Raw genomic sequence first — 16,399 nt, forward strand, 5'->3', positions numbered from 1 at the left:
AGAGGACACCGCGCGGACCGCGGGCGCGGCGGACGGGCGCGGACCGCCCGGCCGCACCGTCCGCGGGCGCCGGAGCGGGCGGACCGGTCAGGGTGCTGGTGCTCATGCGGCGGCCTCGCGATCGGTTTCGGTGACGGCGGCGGGGGCGTCGGCCGGGGTCGGTACCGGAGTGCGGAGGTAGGAGAGCAGCAGTTCCTCCAGACTCGGCCGGGTCGACTCCCACGGCCCGTCGACCGGCTCCCCGGTGTGCAGCAACGCGGTGACCTGGCGGCCGCGGACCCGCCGCTCCACGGCGGTGCCGGCGGGCAGTTCGGCCCCGTCGGCGACGCCGGTGAGCAACTGATGGCCGTCGAGGATCTCCTCCAGGTCACCGGCCAGGCGGATCCGGCCCTCCTGGACCAGCAGCAAATGGTCGATGACGCCGTCGAGTTCGGGCAGGATGTGGGAGGAGACGAGGATCGTGGAGCCGCGCTCGGCGGCCTCGGCCATCAGCACGCCCATCAGCTCGTGGCGGGCGAGCGGGTCGAGGTCGGCCATCGGCTCGTCGAGCAGGAGCAGTTCGGCGCGCTTACCGAGCGCGACCGCGAGCGCGACCCGGGTGCGCTGGCCGCCGGAGAGCGAGCCGATCCGCGCGTCCGTCCGCAACTCCCCAATCTCGACAACCCGTTGGGCCGCCTCATCGTCCCACCGGGGGTTGAGCTCGCGCCCTATGCGCAGGGTGTCCGCCACCGTGAAGGAGGGGTAAAGCGGCTTCTCCTGGGTGACGTAGGCGACCCGGGCGCGGGACTCCGGGGTGCTCGACACCTCGCCGAACACCCGCAGTTCGCCTTCGGTCGGTTCGATCAGGCGGGCGGCCAGGGTGAGCAGGGTGCTCTTGCCCGCCCCGTTGGCGCCGACCACGCCGCAGATCCGGCCGGCCGGGACGGTGAAGTCGCAGTGGCGCAGCGCCCACCGGCCGCCGCGGTAGCGCTTGCCCAGCCCCACGGCCTCGACGGCCGGCGGCCCCTCCCCCGGTATCGCGTCCGGTACGAATGTCGCTTCCCTCATGCGGTCCCCCCGCCCTCCCTAGTTCGATGCGGCCGGATCGGCCGGCCCGGATGACGTGCGCGGCGCCGCCGGGGCGCCGGTCTCGAAGCGCTGCTCCACCACGGCGGCCATCAGCGCGGCGATGTCCTCGCGGTCGAGCCCGGCCGCGCGGGCCTCGTCGACCCACCCCACCAGCCCCGCCCGCAGCGGCCCGTCGGCGGCGGCCTCGGGCCGGGCGAGCGAGCGGCGGACGAAGGTGCCCAGGCCCGGCCGCGGTTCGACCAGCCCCTCGCGTTCCAGTTCGCGGTAGGCCTTCAGCACGGTGTTCGGGTTGATCGCGGTCTGCTCGACGACCTCCCGCGCGGTCGGCAGTTTGTCCCCCGGCTGGAGCACACCGAGCCGCAGCGCCTGCTTGGTCTGCTGCACGATCTGCTGGTAGGTGGAGACGCCGCTGCGCCGCTCGATGCGGTACTCGATCACACCCGCATCACCCTTTCACTAGTTCATTAGTGGAATAGTGGCGGACCACGGTGCCTCGGTCAAGTCGGAACCGGGCCCCTCAGGGCCGGCGCAGCAGCCGCAGGTCTCCGTCGTCCACGACCCGCCGGTAGCCGAGCAGTTCGTACCGGCCGAGCATCCGGACGGTGTCCTCGATCGCGCAGGGCGCGTGCACGCTCGGGTCGGCCAGGTCGACGACCACCCACTGCGGCCCGTCCTGCAGCGCGTCGGCGAGCGGCGGCGCCGGTTCGCGGCAGACCAGGCCGACTGTGGTCCGCCCGGCCAGCTGCGCGGCGAGGCGGTTGGAGGCGGCGACGGTGGCACCGTCGGGTATCCGGGCCAGCATCTCCCTGGTCTGCGTGAGCCGCGCCGAGGTGCCCCAGGCCCCGGGAGCGACGGCCTCGCGCAGCGGGAAGAGCGGGAGCGTCACGGCGGCGACCAGGCCGGCGACCGCCAGCCCTCGCCGGGCCCGGCGAGCGGCGGCACGGTCCGGCGTGGTGGGCCCGGACGTGCCGGACGGCACGGCCGCGCCACGGGCGAACGCGCCGGTCCGGCCCAGGGCGTCCACCAGCGCCGCCAGCAGCAGCGGCATCAGCACCGCGCTGTAGTGGTAACCCACGCCCCAGTAGTGCGGGTTGTCGGCGAGCAGCCGCCAGCCCAGGGTCGGCAGGCAGAGCAGCGCCAGCGGCGAGCGCAGCCCGAGGAGCCCGGCGGTCGCGGCGGCCAGGGCGAGCAGCAGCCACTTCAGCGGCGGCCAGACCAGCCGCACGGCCGCCTCCCACGGCGCCCCGGCGGCCTCCCCGGCGCCCAACTGCCCCCAGTAGTCGAAGTCGCCCCCGGCGTTGAACGACGGCAGCACCACCAGCATGGTCAGCGCCGTCGCGGCCAGCCCGAAGACCGCCGTCGCGAAGCCCAGCACCCGGACCCCGCTCCCGCGCGGGGCCCGTCGGCAGACCAGCGCCCCGACGGCGGCGACCGTCAGCCCGAGATCCTCCTTCACCAGCACCAGCGGCAGCGCCCAGAGCACCGCCGCGACCGGCCGTCCCCGCCCGAGCGCGACGGCCGCGAACGCCAGCAGCGGCACGGCGAAGGCGATCTCGTGGAAGTCGTCGGCCACCGCCTCGACGATCCCCCAGGACACCCCGGTCAGACAGCCGACGGCGACGGCCAATCGCAGGCCGCCGACCTCGTAGGCCCACCGGCTCAGCGGCACCACGGCCAGCGCCATCAGCACCGCCTGGGCGATCAGCAGCGTCACGGCGCCCGGGAACGCCCGGTAGAGCGGGGCGAGGACGACCAGCACCGGGTGGAAGTGGTCCCCGAGCAGGTGGTAGCCGGGGCCCTTGAGCAGCACGACCGGCGCCTCCCCGTGCGCGTAGCCGCGCACCGCCTGCTCGAAGATCCCCAGGTCATAGGCCTGGGTCAGGATGCGCCGGTGCCGGTTGACGGCCACGCAGGAGTAGAGCACGGCGAACACCCCGGCCTGCCCCCAGGACAGGACCCGGGGCCGCCGGAGGGAACGGAGCAGTCTGCGGAGCACCCACATCAATGAACCACCCTTTCACTATCTAATTAGTGAAAGGGTGGTGGAGTCCCGAAGCGCCCGTCAACCCCGGCCCGACCGGACCCGGGGGTATCCCACCTCCCGAAGGTGGGGTTAACTCCCCTGCTGGGAAGGGGGTTTCTCAGGTTCCGGGGCGGCGGCCGGGCCAGCAGACTTCCTGCCATGAGCCCACAGCCCACGGCCGTCCCGGTCCCGGCCGCACCACCGCGCCGCGACCCGGACGGCAGCGACTTCGCCCAGCTCACCCGCCGGATGGTCGAGGAGGGACTGCTGGAGCGCCGTCACGGCTACTACGCCGTCCGCTTCGGCGTCACGCTGGCCGCGTTCGCGGGCGGCTGGTACGCCCTGTTCGCGCTGGGCGACACCTGGCTCCAGCTCGCACTGGCCGCCGCGATGGCCGTCGTCTTCGGCCAACTCGGTCTGCTCGCCCATGATCTGGCGCACCGCCAGGTCTTCGGTGGGCGCCGTGGCAGCGAGACCGGCGGGCGGATCGTCGCCAATCTGCTGATGGGCATGAGCTACGGCTGGTGGATGAACAAGCACACCCGCCACCACGCCAACCCCAACCACGAGGGCCGGGACCCGGACGTCGCCCCCGACATCGTGGTGTGGTCGCAGCAACAGGCCCGGCAGGCGCGCGGCGTCCCCCGGTTCATCGGCCGGCGACTGGCGTACCTGTTCGTGCCGCTGCTCCTCCTGGAGGGCCTCAACCTCAGCTACAACAGCTTCCGCGCGCTGCGCAGCCCGTACCTGAAGCGCCCCCGGCTGGAGGGCACCCTGCTCGTCCTGCACTTCGCGGCCTACTTCGGGGCCGTCCTCACCGCGCTGCCGGCCGGCAAGGCGGTCGCCTTCCTCGCCGTCCACCAGGCCCTGCTCGGCGTCTACCTGGGCTGCGTCTTCGCGCCGAACCACAAGGGCATGCTGATGGTGACGCCGGAGATGCGGCTGGACTTCCTCCGCCGCCAGGTGCTGACCTCGCGCAACGTCCGGGGCAACCCCGTGCTCGACACGCTGATGGGCGGCCTCAACTACCAGGTGGAGCACCACCTGTTCCCCAGCATGCCCACCCCGGCGCTCCCCCGCGCGGCCCGGATCACCCGCCGGTTCTGCGCGGAGAAGGGCATCCCGTACCACGAGACCGGACTGCTCCGCTCCTACCGCGAGATCTTCGCCCACCTCCACCGCACCGGCGAGCCGCTGCGCGCGGACCACTGAGCGACCGGCTCAACGCCCCTCCGGGCTACGTGAGTTCGTCGGCGAGCAGGTCCATCAGCAGGTTGTCGTGCCAGCTGCCGTCGGCGCCGCGCTCGTACTGGCGCATCACGCCCACGGGGCGGAAGCCGACCTTCTCGTAGCAGCGGATGGCCGGGGCGTTGTCGACCGCCGGGTCGATGACCAGCCGGTGGAAGCCGTGGTGGCCGATCAGGTGGCGGGCCAGGGTACGGACGGCGTCGGTGCCGTGGCCCCGGCCGTGCCGGGCCGGGTCGAGGTAGATGTCCAGACCGGCGTGCCGGTACTCGTCGTCGTCATTGGCGTACCACTGGACGGCGCCGACCACCCGGCCCCCGGCCTCGATGGCGAAGGTCTCGGTACCGGAGTCGGCGAGGTCGTCGGCGACGGCCGCGGTGAGGTCGTCACCGCCCCGCCACCGGGCGAGGACCTCGGGGGTGCGGCGGATGGCGGCCAGGGCCGGGATGTCCTCGGCCGTGGCCGGGCGGAGCGTGACGTGCGCGCCGTGCAGAATCGTCCCCATACCAGCGGATGCTTCCACGGAAGACCCCGCTCGGCGAACCGTTTTCGACTTTGCACGCACCGCCTCCCGGCAGGGATGATTCGCCGTCGTGATACGTCTGCTGATCTTCCTCCTCTTCGTGGTGGGCTACATCGTCTACCGGATCGTCCGCCGCAAGCGCCATCTGAAGTGGGCCCAAGAGGGCTTCGACCCGGCCGCGTACGGCATGCCCCCGCGTGAGCGGCTCGACCCGACCCGGGCCGGGCCGCCGGTCCCGCTGGAGCAGCGGCGTCACTCGCAGGCGATCGCCGACGCGGCCTGGGCCGGGGACTGGCGCCCGGCCGCCGAGTACGTCGCCGAGGCCGGCGACCACTGGGACGAGCGGTGGTCGCGGTTGGGGCTGCTGGCGGCGATCGCCGGCAACGGCGACGGCTGGCTGGGCGCCTGGCGCTCCGCGGAGCCCGGCAACTGCGACGCCGCCACCCTGGAGGCGAAGCTGATGGTGCACCGCGCCTGGGAGGTGCGCGGCTCCGGGTACCGGGACGAGGTCGGCGACGACGCGATCGACGCGTTCCGCGAGCTGCTGCCGGCCGCGATCGAGGCGGCCCGCCGGGCGGCCCTGCTGGACCCGGCGAACCCGGGCCCGTGGGTGGTGGTCGTGACGGCGGCGCGCGGGGCGCAGTTCACCCCGGAGAAGTTCCAGGAGGCCTGGGACGAGCTGGTGAAGCGGGCCTGGTACCACTACGACGGTCATTGGCAGGCCATGCAGTACTGGTGCGAGAAGTGGTTCGGCTCGAACAAGCAGATGCTGGCCTTCGCCGAGCGGGCCATGGACGCGGCCCCGCCCGGGAGCCCGCTGGGCGGGATCTACCTGCACGCCCTCGCCGAGCTGGAGAACCGCGGCGGCATCGCCGGGACGATCGCGGCGGACAAGACCAAGTGGCGCGTCGAGAACCTCGCCGCCCAGCTGCGGCAGGTCCGGCCCGACGACGAGCGGATGCCGCAGCTGCGGCACCTGCTGGCGCACTTCGCCGGCGAGGTGGAGGCCTACGACGTCGCGCTGGAGCAGTTCCGGGCGATCGGGCCGTGGTGCGGCGCCGCGCCGTGGAACGACCGGGAGGACCCGGCGGCGGCATTCGACCTGGCCCGCGCGCTCGCCGTGAAACGGGCCAAGGCGGAGCCGCTGGCGGCCGAGCTGCGGCCGGCGAAGAACTCCGGCGCGGGGCAGGGGCTGTAGGGCCCGCCGCGACGAGGACGAGGGAGGGGCGTTCCCCGCGCTGCGCCCCTCCCTCGTCGCTCCCCTGTCGCTCCCCCGCGAGCGGGCCGCCCGGGTCAGGCGGTCTCGACCGGCAGGCCGGCCGCGGACCAGTCCTGGATGCCCTCGCGGTACTTGCGGACGTCGGTGTAGCCGAGCGCGGTCAGGCGGTCGGCGACCTGGCCGCTGTTGGGGCAGGCCTCGTTGGAGCAGTAGGTGACGATGGCGGCGCCGCGGTCGGGCAGCAGCTCGGGCGCGAGCCGGTCGACGTCGGCCCGGACGAGCTCGATCGCACCGGGCAGGTGCTGCTGGGCGTAGTAGTCGCCGCCGAGGGTGTCGACGACGGTGACGGAACCGGCCTCGATGGCGGTGGCCAGTTCGGTCCGGGTGATGAGTGCGGTCATGCTGCGCCTCCTGGGGCTGCGCGCCGATTCGGACTATAGTCCGCTTATGACTCAGGACAGTACCGGACCGCAGTCCGCTTATGCAACGCCTGCTCCGGCCCCGGGCGCCCCCGTCCCGCTGGAGCTGCTGCGCACCCCGCCGCCAGTCGAGCGCGCCGACGCCGCCCGCAACCGGGCCGCCGTGCTGGAGGCCGCGGCCCGGCTGTTCGCCGAGCACGGGGTGGAGTCGGTCTCGATGGACCAGGTGGCCGCCGCGGCGGGGGTCGGCAAGGGCACGCTGTTCCGCCGCTTCGGCGACAAGGCCGGGCTCGGCGCGGCCCTGCTGGACGCCCGCGAACGCGCGCTCCAGGACGCGGTCCTGCGGGGCCCCGCGCCGCTCGGGCCCGGCGAGGCGGACGCCGGGGCGGCGAGCGGCGAGCGGCTGGCGGCGTTCGTGACCGCCTATCTGGACTACCTGCTGGAACACCTCGACCTGGTCCGGATGTCCGAGACGGCCGGCCGGGGCTCGCGCTACCGCATCGGTGCCTACCGGTTCTGGCACCGGCACGTCGCGCTGCTGCTCGGCGCGGGCGGGCACGCCGAGGACCCCGAGCACGACGCGCACGCCCTGCTGGCGGCGCTGGCGGCCGAGCACGTGGCCGCCCTGCTCCCGGAGCTGGGCGAGGAGCGGATCCGGGCGGGGGTCCTGCGGCTCGCCTCCCGGATGACGTGACGGCCCGGACGACGTGACGGCCCGGGCCCGCCGCTTCCGGTGGCCGGGTCCGGGGAGTGCCGAAAGAATTCTCGGGCCGGCTGTCGAAACGGCCGCCGTCCGTTCGACGCAGGGGTGAGCGGCGGGGAGAGGCCCCGCCCGCACCGACGAGGAGTGAGCCGCCATGCCGCGCTTCATGACGCTGATCCGCATCGACGAGGAGCAGGCCTCCGAGTTCCAGCCCGACCCCGGGTTCGAGGAGCGGATGGGGGCCCTGTTCGAGGAGATCACCAAGGCCGGGGTGATGCTGGACACCGCCGGGCTGCTGCCCACCAAGGAGGGCACCCGGCTGCTCTGGGAGGGCGGCAAGGTGACCTGCACCGACGGCCCGTTCACCGAGACCAAGGAGGTCGTGGGCGGCTACGCGCTGCTCCAGTGCAAGGACAAGGCGGAGGCGGTCGAGTGGACCCGGCGCTTCCTGGAGACCCACCCGGCGCAGTGGACCGTCGGCGCCGAGCTGCGGCAGATCGACGAGGCCGCCACGCCGCCGGAGGCGTGAGCGGCGCGGCGGTGGTTTGCCGCCGTCGGTGACGGCTGCTCTGATGGGTGATCGTGACGGAGCGCAACGCGGGAGCGGCGGGGGCCGCACCGACGACGGGAACGACGGGAACGACGGGGCCCGCGGAGGCCGCGGAGACGGCCAGGACCGTCGAGACCGTGTTCCGGATCGAGTCCGCGCGGATCATCGCGGGCGTCACCCGGATCGTGCGCGACGTCGGCATCGCCGAGGAGCTGGCGCAGGACGCGCTGGTCGCCGCCCTGGAGCAGTGGCCCGAGTCGGGCGTCCCGGACCGTCCGGGCGCCTGGCTCATGGCCACCGCCAAGCACCGCGCGATCGACCTGGTCCGCCGCCGGGAGACGTACGCCCGCAAGCTCGCCGAGGTCGGGCGGACGCAGGAGGACGTGCCGCCGCCCGAGCCGTCCGGCCCCGACGACATCGACGACGACCTGCTGCGGCTGATCTTCACCGTCTGCCACCCGGTGCTGTCGGCGCCGGCCCGGATCGCGCTCACCCTGCGGCTGCTCGGCGGGCTGACCACGGCGGAGATCGCCCGGGCCTTCCTCTCCACCGAGCCGACGGTGGCCCAGCGGATCGTGCGCGCCAAGCGGACGCTGGCGCGGGCCGGGACGCCGTTCGAGGTCCCGTACGGGGAGGAGCGGGCGGCCCGGCTCTCCTCCGTGCTGGAGGTCGTCTACCTGGTCTTCAACGAGGGCTACTCGGCGACCGCCGGGGACGACCTGCTGCGGCCCGCGCTCTGCGAGGACGCGCTGCGCCTGGCCCGGGTACTGGCGGCGCTGATGCCGGCCGAGCCGGAGGCGCACGGGCTGGCGGCGCTGCTGGAGTTCCAGGCCTCCCGGACGGCCGCCCGCACCGGGCCGGGCGGCGAACCCGTCCTGCTCGCCGACCAGAACCGGGCCCGCTGGGACCGGCTGCTGATCCGGCGCGGACTGGCCGCACTGCGGCGGGCGGGCACCGGGCCGTACTCCGTGCAGGCCGCGATCGCCGCCTGCCACGCGCGGGCCGCGCGGTACGAGGACACCGACTGGCCGACCATCGCCGCGCTCTACGGCCGGCTGATGGCGCTGACGCCGTCGCCCGTGGTGGAGCTGAACCGGGCCGTGGCGCTGTCGATGGCCGAGGGGCCGGCGGTGGCGCTGGAGGTGGTGGACGCCCTGGCGACGGAGCCGGCGCTGCGCGGGTACCACCTGCTGCCCAGCGTCCGGGGCGACCTGCTGGCCCGGCTGGGGCGCCGCGCCGAGGCGCGGGCGGAGTTCGAGCGGGCGGCGGGGCTCACCCGCAATGTCCGGGAGCGGGGGCTGCTGCTCGCCAAGGCGGCGGAGGCGGCCGAGGCGGCAGCAGCCCGGGCGGGCGAGGGCTGAGGCTTCGAGGGTTCTGCGGACTTCGAGGGTTTCGAGGGTTCTGCGGGTCGAGGGGAATCAGAGCGCGTCGTCGAGGCGCAGCCGGGCGCTGACCTGGCCGAGGCCGTCGGCGAGCACGGCCAGCTGCTCCCGGGTGAGCACGTCGATGAGCAGTTCGCGGACCAGCGCGACGTGCCCCGGGGCCGCCTCGCGCAGCATCTCGCCACCCTGCTCGGTGAGTTCGGCGAAGACGCCGCGCACGTCGCTGGGACAGGAGCGGCGGCCGACCAGGCCCATCTTCTCCAGCTGGGTGACCTGGTAGGTCAGCCCGCTCTTGGAGGTGACCAGCCTGTCCGCCAGCTCGGTCATGCGCAGCGAGCCGCCCGGGGCGGCGGAGAGGTGGACGAGGATCTCGTACTGGGTGTGGGAGAGGCCCGATTCCTCCTTGAGCTGGCGTTCCAGGCGGCGGTTGAGAAGGTTGCTCGCGGTGACGAAGCTCCGCCAGGCGGCCATCTCCTCCTCGTCGAGCCAGCGGGGCTCGTACGGGGAGGCGGCGGAGGGGGGCGCCGAGGGTGCGGACGAGGTGGAGGGCATGAGGTGATCGTACTCCTATTGTTCAAATTCGAACGAAGGTGTACGGTCGAAGTGTCGGTGTTCAAATTTGAACTACCGGCATCCGCCACCCAAGGGTCCACCGCAGCCGAGGGCCAGAGGAGAAGAGCCGCCATGAGCACCGCCGCACCCGAGCGCATGCCCGCCCTCTACCTGTCGCACGGTGCGCCGCCGCTCGCCGACGACCCCGTCTGGCCCAAGGAGCTGGCCGCCTGGTCCGCCGACCTGCCGCGCCCCAAGGCGATCCTGATGGTCTCCGCGCACTGGGAGGAGGCCCCGCTCGCGCTCGGCGCCGTCACCACCGTGCCGCTGGTCTACGACTTCTGGGGCTTCCCCGAGCACTACTACGGCGTCCAGTACGCCGCCCCCGGCGCACCGGAGCTCGCCGAGCGCGTGCGCAAGCTGCTGCGCGCCCCCGGCACGCCCGTCCAGGACATCCCCGACCGCGGCCTCGACCACGGTGCCTACGTCCCGCTGGTGGAGATGTTCCCGGAGGCGGACGTCCCCGTCCTCCAGGTCTCCATGCCGACGCTGGACCCGCAGCGGCTGCAGGAAATCGGCCGCCGGCTCGCCCCGCTGCGCGACGAGGGCGTGCTGATCGTCGGCAGCGGCTTCTTCACCCACAACCTGCGGGCGCTCAGCCGTGACGGGCAGGTCACCTCGGTGATGGCCGAGTTCGACGACTGGGGCCGGCGTGCCCTGGCGGCCCAGGACCTCGACGCGCTGCTGGACTTCGAGCGGAAGGCCCCGGCCGGCCGGCTCGCCCACCCGCGCACCGAGCACTTCGCCCCGCTGTTCGTCACGCTCGGCGCGGCGGAGCACGAGCTGGGCAGCCAGCGCACGGTGATCGACGGGTTCTGGATGGGCCTGGCGAAGCGCTCGATCCAGATCGGCTGACGGCCGGGCCCTCGCCTCCCGCGCTCCGGTCAGAGCGCGCAGCAGGTGAAGCGCTCGCCGATGTGCTCGGGCTGTTCGATCTCGTCGACCAGCGCCACCGCGTAGTCCGGCACCGAGATCCGGCTCTCCCCCTCGGCGTCGGTGAGCAGCTGCTCCAGCCCGGTGCGGTAGCGGCCGGTGCGCTCGCCCGGGCCGATGTGGGCGGCCGGGCTGAGCACCGTCCAGCGCACGTCCGCGACCGTCCGGTAGTACGCCAGGGCGTCGCCGTGGGCGTGCATGATCTGCAGCACCGCCTCCGGCAGGCCCGGGGCGTCCCAGACCCTGGTGCCGGGGGCGGTCTCCAGGCTGCCCGCGCCGCCGACCGCGAGCAGCCGGGGTGCCTCGCCGCCGAGCCGGCGCAGCCCCTCGACCAGCGCCCGGGCGGCCGGTTCGATCAGCGCCAGGTGGCCCGGGCCGTCGCCGCCGCCGACCGCGCTCACCAGGACGTCCTGCCCGGTGGCGGCCCTGGCCACGTCCGCCGGGTCCAGCACGTCGCCGGCCTCGACGGACACCTCCCCCGGAAACCGCGCGGCGTCGAAGCGGGACGGGGTGCGGACGACCGCCGTCACCCGGTGGCCGCGGGTGGCGGCCTCCGCGACGACGGCGCTGCCGATGGTGCCGTTGGCGCCGAACACGGCGATCCTGGCCATGGGGGTACCTGCCTGTTCTCCGGGGGCCGGGTGGGGGGGCCGGGTGGGGATCCGGAGCCAGCAGTAGCACCCGGGGCGGGCGGGACCCTGGCGGACACGCGGGGTCGGTGGGACGGTGGGCCGATGACCGATCATCCATTGGACGGAGACGACGTCCGGGCCGCGCTCGGCGAGCTGACGGCCGTGCTGGGCCCCGCGGCCGAGGACGGCGGCGCCCGCTGGGACGCACCGGCCGGACCGCTGGAGTGGAGCTGCCGGGAGACCGCCGCCCACATCGCGCACGACCTGCTCGCCTACGCCGGGCAGCTCGCCGCCCGGCCCGGCGACCGCTATCTGCCGCTGGACCTGACGGTGCGCCCGGAGGCCGGGCCGGCCGAGGTGCTCACCGTGGTGACGGCCTGCGCGCACCTGCTCGCCACCGCCCTGGACGCGGCGCCGCCCGAGCTGCGGGCGTACCACTACGGGCCGTGCGACCCGGCCGGCTTCGCCGCGATGGGCGTCACCGAGACCCTGCTGCACACCCATGACATCGCCCTCGGGCTCGGCCTGGAGTGGCGGCCCCCGCGGCGGCTCACCTCGGCCGTGCTGGCCCGGCTGTTCCCCGACGCTCCGGCCGGCGACCCGGTGGACGTCCTGCTCTGGTGCACCGGCCGCGGAGAGCTCGACGGCCGCCCGCGCCTGACCTCGTGGAGTTGGCGGGCGGCCGTCGGATAGCGACCGGTGTCAGGAGGTGACGAGCCGCTCGGCGGCGCTGCGCACGACGCAGAACTCGTTGCCCTCGGCGTCGAGGAGGGTCGCCCAGCCCTTGCCGTCCGGGGTGCGGTGGTCCTCGAACAGCGTCGCGCCCAGGGCGAGGAGGCGCTCGACCTCCTCGTCCCGGGTACGGTCCTGCGGCTGGAGGTCCAGGTGGACGCGGTTCTTGACGGTCTTGCCCTCGGGCACCCGGATGAAGAGCAACGAGACACCCGCCGAGTTGACCTCCACCTCCTCGTCCCCCGGCTTGTCGCCCTCGCCCAGGGCGCCGTCCAGCGCCTTCACCCAGAACTGCGCCAGGGCGTAGGGGTCGGAGCAGTCGATCGTCACGTGTCCTACAAGAGAAGCCATGACGGTCACTCTGACCTCGATCGCCGCCCCCGTCCAGTCGTTATCCGGCGGTCCCGAAGGCCCCGGCGCCCCCGGCGGGCCGGCTGTGCCAGTGGCCGTCGAGCGGGTAGCGCGGAGGGGCCGCCGGGACGAGGGCCTCGAAGGGGTAGCCGGCCTTCTCGGCGACCCGGCAGGACGCCGCGTTGTCGCCCTCGTGGAAGAGGTCCAACCGGACCAGCCCGTCGGCGGCGAAGGCCTCCGCCGCCCAGGCGGTGAGCGCCGCCAGCGCGCGCGGGGCCACGCCCCGGCCGCGTGCGGCGGCGGCCGTCCAGTAGCCCACCTCGGAGCCGGCACTGCCCGGGGCGCCGCGCTTGAGCACGACCTGGCCGACCAGCACGCCCTCCTCCAGGACGGCGAAGGAGTACCGGCCACCCTCGCGCCGGCCCCGGTCCTCGGTCTCCAGCCAGCGGGCGGCCTCGTCCGGGCCGGTCACCCGGTTGCGGACGTAGCGGCGCAGCACCGGGTCGCGGTGGATGTCGATCAGGGCGGGTGCGTCGTCCGCCCGGAAGGGGCGCAGCAGCAGCCCCTCGGCGCTCGGGGCACCGGCGGTGGGCGCGGTCGTCACCGCAGGCCCTCCCAGCCCCAGCGCGGGGTGGGCCCCGGTTCGCCGAGGTCGGTGCCGGCCGGGGAGGCGGAGACGTCCTCGGCGATCCTGGTGCCCCAGTCGAAGTACTCCAGGACGCGGGTCCGCAGCAGCCCGTCCTCGGGCAGTTCCTTGCGCACCGCCTCGGCCATCAGCTCCATCCAGCGCAGCCGCTGCTGCTCGGTGATGGCGAGGCCGAGGTGGGCGCGGAGCAGCGCCTGGTGGCCGCCGAGGTCGGTGGTGAAGCGGTCCGGGCCGTCGAACACCTCGGCCAGCCAGAGCGCGACGTGCTCGATGTGGGTGGGAGTGAAGTGCGCGAAGACCGGCGCGAGCAGCGGGTCGGCGAGCACGCCCTGGTAGAAGGTGTTGCTCAGCCGCCGCAGGGCGTCGAGGCCCCCGATCGCGTCGTACAGGCTGCCGGAGCGGTGGTCGGTCATCGGTTTCTCTCCCCCGTGGGCGGATCTCCTGCCGCCTTTCCTAGCAGTGGAACGCCGGGCCCGCCTCCTCCCGGCCCCCTGTTCGCCGCCGGCTCACCAACCGGAGCCCGGACCTCCGTTCCGGGCCGGGCTTGACCTTGCCGTTGGCGGCAGGGTCGGAGGGTTGCGGGCATGAACGGGACAGTGGCGCAGGGGCTCCGGGTGGTGGTGGTCACCGGGGCGGGGACCGGGATCGGGCGGGCGACGGCGTGGGCCTTCGCCGAACAGGGGACGCAGGTGCGGGTGGTGGCCGTCGGGCGGCGGGCGGAGCCACTGGCGGAAACGGCGGAGCGGAGGCCGGGACGGATCGTGCCGGTGGCCGCGGACATCACCGCGCCGGACGGTCCCGAACTGGTCGTCCGGGCGGCACTGGAGCGGTTCGGACGGCTGGACGTCCTGGTCAACAACGCGGGCATCGCGCCGCACGCGACGCTCGGCGACTACACCCCGGAGGGCGTCGGCGCGCTGCTGGCCACCAATCTGACGGCGCCGGTCCTCCTCGCCCAGGCCGCGCTGCCCGCGCTCACGGCGAGCCGGGGCGTGATCGTCAACGTCAGCACCGCCGTCGGGCAGCGCGGCTGGCCCAGCAACTCGGCCTACGCGGCGAGCAAGGCGGCGGTGGACTCGCTGACCCGCAGCTGGGCGGTGGAGCTGGCACCGCGCGGCATCAGGGTGGTGGCGGTGGCGCCGGGCGCGATCGAGACGCCGATCGGCGACCACGCCGGGATCGGCCCCGAGCGACGGGCGGCCCTGCGGGCGTGGCAGCTGGCGAGCACCCCGCTCGGCCGGATCGGCGACGCCGCCGAGGTGGCCTGGGCGATCACCCGGCTCGCCTCGCCCGGGGCCTCCTTCGTGACCGGCGTAGTGTTGCCGGTGGACGGGGGCGCGGTGGTGGGCTGAGCGGCGCGGCAGACGGACGGGGGCGAGCACGGGTGCTGATCGGCGAGCTGGCGCGGGCCACGGGGACGACCCCCCGGGCCCTGCGGCACTACGAGCAGGCCGGGCTGATCGGCTCCGGGCGCGCGCCCAACGGCTACCGGGTGTACGACGAGGCGGCGGTGGTGCGGGTGCGCAACATCCGCGCGCTGCTGGAGGCCGGGTTCACCCTGGAGGACGTCCGGCCGTTCCTGGGGTGCCTGGACCGCGACGCGCTGGGGCCGCCGTCGGCCGGCGCGCTGCGGATCGCCCGGGAGCGGCTGGCGGTGCTGGAGCGCCGGATCGCCGCCCAGACCGAGGCCCGGGACCGGCTGGCCGCCGCGATCGAGGCCGCGCAGAAGGCCACCGTTTCCCGGGCGTGGGGCCCGTCCGGGTGACACCCCCGATCGGGGGTGTGCAGGGGGCGGCGGGCGGAGGACAGTGGGGCCCATGCAGATTCCACTCTCCGTGATGGACTTCCTCGACCGGGCCGAGCTGGTCTACGGCGACCGGGTCGGCATCGTCGACGAACCGGTTCAACCGGCCGAACCCTGGGCCGATCTGACGTACCGTCGGATCGCGCGGCTGGCGCGGGCGCAGGCCGCCGGGCTCGACCGGCTGGGCGTGGGCCCCGGCGAGCGGGTCGCGATCGTGTCGCACAACTCGGCGCGGCTGCTGACCTCGCTGTTCGGCGTGAGCGGGCACGGCCGGGTGCTGGTGCCGGTGAACTTCCGGCTGAAGGCCGAGGAGGTGTCGTACATCGTCGAGCAGAGCGGCGCCTCGGTACTGCTGGTCGACCCGGAACTGGCCGAGCCGCTGGCCGGGGTGGTCGCCAAGCACAAGTTCGTGATCGGGTCGGCCAGCGACGCGCTGCTGTACGACTTCGAGCACGCGCCGCGCCGGTACGCGATCGACGAGAACGACACCGCGACCATCAACTACACCAGCGGAACCACCGCCCGCCCCAAGGGCGTTCAGCTCACCCACCGCAACGTCTGGCTGAACGCGACGCTGATGGCCCTGCACTTCGGGGCGAGCGACCGGGACGTCTACCTGCACACCCTGCCGATGTTCCACGCCAACGGCTGGGGCCTGCCGTTCTCGCTCACCGGGCTGGGCGCCCGGCACGTGGTGCTGCGCAAGGTGGACGGCGCCGAGATCCTGCGCCGGGTCGAGCGGCACGGGGTGACCTTCCTGTGCGGCGCGCCGGCGGTGGTGCAGATGGTGCTGGACGCGGCGGCCGAGTGGGACGGGCCGGTCCCCGGCCGGGACCGGGTGCGGATGGTGGTGGCCGGCGCGCCGCCGCCGACCTCGGTGGTGCAGCGGATGGAGTCCGAACTCGGCTGGGAGTTCATGCAGATCTACGGCCTGACCGAGACCTCGCCGGTGGTGACGGTCAATCGCACCCGCGCCGAGTGGGACGAACTGCCCGCCGAACAGCGGGCGGAGAAGCTGGTGCAGGCGGGTGCCCCGGCGATCGGCAACCAGGTGCGGGTGGACGGGCAGGGCGAGGTGCTGGTCCGCTCCAACGTCGTGCTGGACGGCTACTGGCAACAGCCGGAGGCCACCGCGGAGGCCCTGCGGGACGGCTGGTTCCACACCGGTGACGGCGGCGTCCTGACCGACGGCTACCTGACCATCTCGGACCGGAAGAAGGACGTCATCATCAGCGGCGGGGAGAACGTCTCCTCAATCGAGGTGGAGGACTGCCTCTACGACCACCCGGCGGTGGCCGAGGCCGCGGTGATCGGCGTGCCGGACGCCAAGTGGGGGGAGACGGTCAAGGCGCTGGTGGTGCTGAAGCCGGGCGCGGAGACCGGCGAGGCGGACCTCATCGCGCACTGCAAGCAGCGGCTGGCCGGCTACAAGTCGCCCACCTCGGTGGAGTTCCGGGACGCGCTGCCGCGCACGACCACCGGGAAGCTGCAGAAGTTCCGGCTCCGCGAGCCGTACTGGTCGGGGCGCGAGCGCAAGGTCAACTGACCGGTCCGGCC

The 16,399-nt window shown here is 74.2% G+C and carries 20 protein-coding genes; 10 read left to right on the top strand and 10 right to left on the bottom strand.

The window, feature by feature from the left end:
* Nucleotides 1-102: 102 nt before the first annotated feature.
* From ACFZBX_RS27805 to ACFZBX_RS27815, 3 genes are all read right to left on the bottom strand, one after another.
* On the bottom strand, nucleotides 103-1,047 hold the full coding sequence (locus ACFZBX_RS27805; RefSeq protein ID WP_391536525.1) for an ABC transporter ATP-binding protein: 945 nt from the start codon (nucleotides 1,045-1,047) through the stop codon (nucleotides 103-105).
* An 18-nt stretch (nucleotides 1,048-1,065) separates the two neighbouring features.
* Nucleotides 1,066-1,506 carry a GntR family transcriptional regulator gene (locus tag ACFZBX_RS27810; protein WP_391536526.1) on the bottom strand — a complete coding sequence of 147 codons (441 nt, stop codon included), beginning with the start codon at nucleotides 1,504-1,506 and terminating at the stop codon, nucleotides 1,066-1,068.
* A 79-nt stretch (nucleotides 1,507-1,585) separates the two neighbouring features.
* Nucleotides 1,586-3,064 carry a DUF2079 domain-containing protein gene (locus ACFZBX_RS27815; RefSeq protein ID WP_391536527.1) on the bottom strand — a complete coding sequence of 493 codons (1,479 nt, stop codon included), beginning with the start codon at nucleotides 3,062-3,064 and terminating at the stop codon, nucleotides 1,586-1,588.
* A 186-nt stretch (nucleotides 3,065-3,250) separates the two neighbouring features.
* On the opposite strand from ACFZBX_RS27815, the gene ACFZBX_RS27820 reads away from it, so the two are divergent.
* The gene (locus ACFZBX_RS27820; RefSeq protein WP_391536528.1) at nucleotides 3,251-4,303 is read left to right on the top strand and encodes a fatty acid desaturase family protein; all 1,053 of its coding nucleotides are present in this window, start codon (nucleotides 3,251-3,253) and stop codon (nucleotides 4,301-4,303) included.
* Nucleotides 4,304-4,328: 25 nt separating this feature from the next.
* On the opposite strand, the gene ACFZBX_RS27825 is transcribed toward ACFZBX_RS27820, so the two are convergent.
* Nucleotides 4,329-4,841, bottom strand: a complete 513-nt coding sequence (locus ACFZBX_RS27825) for a GNAT family N-acetyltransferase (protein WP_391536529.1) — start codon at nucleotides 4,839-4,841, stop codon at nucleotides 4,329-4,331.
* A gap of 88 nt (nucleotides 4,842-4,929) precedes the next feature.
* Here ACFZBX_RS27825 and ACFZBX_RS27830 point away from each other — a divergent pair, with 88 nt between their 5' ends.
* Entirely contained in the window at nucleotides 4,930-6,057 is a 1,128-nt protein-coding gene (locus ACFZBX_RS27830) for a hypothetical protein (RefSeq protein WP_391536530.1), read from the top strand.
* Nucleotides 6,058-6,152: 95 nt separating this feature from the next.
* Here ACFZBX_RS27830 and ACFZBX_RS27835 read toward each other — a convergent pair whose 3' ends face one another.
* A complete protein-coding gene (locus ACFZBX_RS27835; RefSeq protein WP_391536531.1) occupies nucleotides 6,153-6,479 on the bottom strand; it encodes a rhodanese-like domain-containing protein in 327 nt (108 codons plus the stop codon).
* A gap of 46 nt (nucleotides 6,480-6,525) precedes the next feature.
* On the opposite strand from ACFZBX_RS27835, the gene ACFZBX_RS27840 reads away from it, so the two are divergent.
* From ACFZBX_RS27840 to ACFZBX_RS27850, 3 genes are all read left to right on the top strand, one after another.
* Nucleotides 6,526-7,191, top strand: a complete 666-nt coding sequence (locus ACFZBX_RS27840; RefSeq protein ID WP_391536532.1) for a TetR/AcrR family transcriptional regulator — start codon at nucleotides 6,526-6,528, stop codon at nucleotides 7,189-7,191.
* A 163-nt stretch (nucleotides 7,192-7,354) separates the two neighbouring features.
* Entirely contained in the window at nucleotides 7,355-7,729 is a 375-nt protein-coding gene (locus ACFZBX_RS27845) for a YciI family protein (RefSeq protein ID WP_391536533.1), read from the top strand.
* A gap of 158 nt (nucleotides 7,730-7,887) precedes the next feature.
* Nucleotides 7,888-9,111: an RNA polymerase sigma factor gene (locus tag ACFZBX_RS27850; protein ID WP_391536606.1), complete on the top strand. Its 1,224-nt coding sequence runs from the start codon at nucleotides 7,888-7,890 to the stop codon at nucleotides 9,109-9,111.
* A gap of 57 nt (nucleotides 9,112-9,168) precedes the next feature.
* Here the strand turns inward: ACFZBX_RS27850 and ACFZBX_RS27855 are convergent, their stop codons facing one another.
* Nucleotides 9,169-9,684 (bottom strand): MarR family winged helix-turn-helix transcriptional regulator, encoded by a 516-nt coding sequence (locus ACFZBX_RS27855; RefSeq protein ID WP_391536534.1) that lies wholly within the window; start codon nucleotides 9,682-9,684, stop codon nucleotides 9,169-9,171.
* Nucleotides 9,685-9,816: 132 nt separating this feature from the next.
* Between ACFZBX_RS27855 and ACFZBX_RS27860 the strand changes: the two genes are divergently transcribed.
* Nucleotides 9,817-10,599 (top strand): dioxygenase, encoded by a 783-nt coding sequence (locus ACFZBX_RS27860; protein ID WP_391536535.1) that lies wholly within the window; start codon nucleotides 9,817-9,819, stop codon nucleotides 10,597-10,599.
* A gap of 29 nt (nucleotides 10,600-10,628) precedes the next feature.
* On the opposite strand, the gene ACFZBX_RS27865 is transcribed toward ACFZBX_RS27860, so the two are convergent.
* Entirely contained in the window at nucleotides 10,629-11,288 is a 660-nt protein-coding gene (locus ACFZBX_RS27865) for an NAD(P)-dependent oxidoreductase (RefSeq protein WP_391536536.1), read from the bottom strand.
* A 123-nt stretch (nucleotides 11,289-11,411) separates the two neighbouring features.
* On the opposite strand from ACFZBX_RS27865, the gene ACFZBX_RS27870 reads away from it, so the two are divergent.
* Nucleotides 11,412-12,002, top strand: a complete 591-nt coding sequence (locus ACFZBX_RS27870; protein WP_391536537.1) for a maleylpyruvate isomerase N-terminal domain-containing protein — start codon at nucleotides 11,412-11,414, stop codon at nucleotides 12,000-12,002.
* A gap of 9 nt (nucleotides 12,003-12,011) precedes the next feature.
* Here ACFZBX_RS27870 and ACFZBX_RS27875 read toward each other — a convergent pair whose 3' ends face one another.
* Genes ACFZBX_RS27875 through ACFZBX_RS27885 form a run of 3 tightly spaced genes read right to left on the bottom strand, consistent with a single transcriptional unit; the run spans nucleotide 12,012 to nucleotide 13,451 of the window.
* Entirely contained in the window at nucleotides 12,012-12,392 is a 381-nt protein-coding gene (locus ACFZBX_RS27875) for a VOC family protein (RefSeq protein ID WP_391536538.1), read from the bottom strand.
* A gap of 40 nt (nucleotides 12,393-12,432) precedes the next feature.
* Entirely contained in the window at nucleotides 12,433-12,996 is a 564-nt protein-coding gene (locus tag ACFZBX_RS27880) for a GNAT family N-acetyltransferase (protein ID WP_391536539.1), read from the bottom strand.
* Entirely contained in the window at nucleotides 12,993-13,451 is a 459-nt protein-coding gene (locus ACFZBX_RS27885; RefSeq protein ID WP_391536540.1) for a group II truncated hemoglobin, read from the bottom strand. Before ACFZBX_RS27885 ends, ACFZBX_RS27880 begins: the two co-directional genes overlap by 4 nt.
* A gap of 171 nt (nucleotides 13,452-13,622) precedes the next feature.
* On the opposite strand from ACFZBX_RS27885, the gene ACFZBX_RS27890 reads away from it, so the two are divergent.
* From ACFZBX_RS27890 to ACFZBX_RS27900, 3 genes are read left to right on the top strand one after another with little or no spacing between them, the layout of a single operon-like run.
* Nucleotides 13,623-14,390 (top strand): SDR family NAD(P)-dependent oxidoreductase, encoded by a 768-nt coding sequence (locus ACFZBX_RS27890; protein WP_391536541.1) that lies wholly within the window; start codon nucleotides 13,623-13,625, stop codon nucleotides 14,388-14,390.
* 32 nt (nucleotides 14,391-14,422) lie between these two features.
* Nucleotides 14,423-14,803 carry a MerR family transcriptional regulator gene (locus ACFZBX_RS27895; protein ID WP_391536542.1) on the top strand — a complete coding sequence of 127 codons (381 nt, stop codon included), beginning with the start codon at nucleotides 14,423-14,425 and terminating at the stop codon, nucleotides 14,801-14,803.
* A 52-nt stretch (nucleotides 14,804-14,855) separates the two neighbouring features.
* Nucleotides 14,856-16,388, top strand: a complete 1,533-nt coding sequence (locus ACFZBX_RS27900) for an AMP-binding protein (protein WP_391536543.1) — start codon at nucleotides 14,856-14,858, stop codon at nucleotides 16,386-16,388.
* The last annotated feature ends 11 nt before the right edge of the window (nucleotides 16,389-16,399 follow it).

Origin of the sequence: Kitasatospora sp. NPDC008115 (assembly GCF_042957205.1) — a bacterium.
Classification (GTDB): domain Bacteria; phylum Actinomycetota; class Actinomycetes; order Streptomycetales; family Streptomycetaceae; genus Kitasatospora.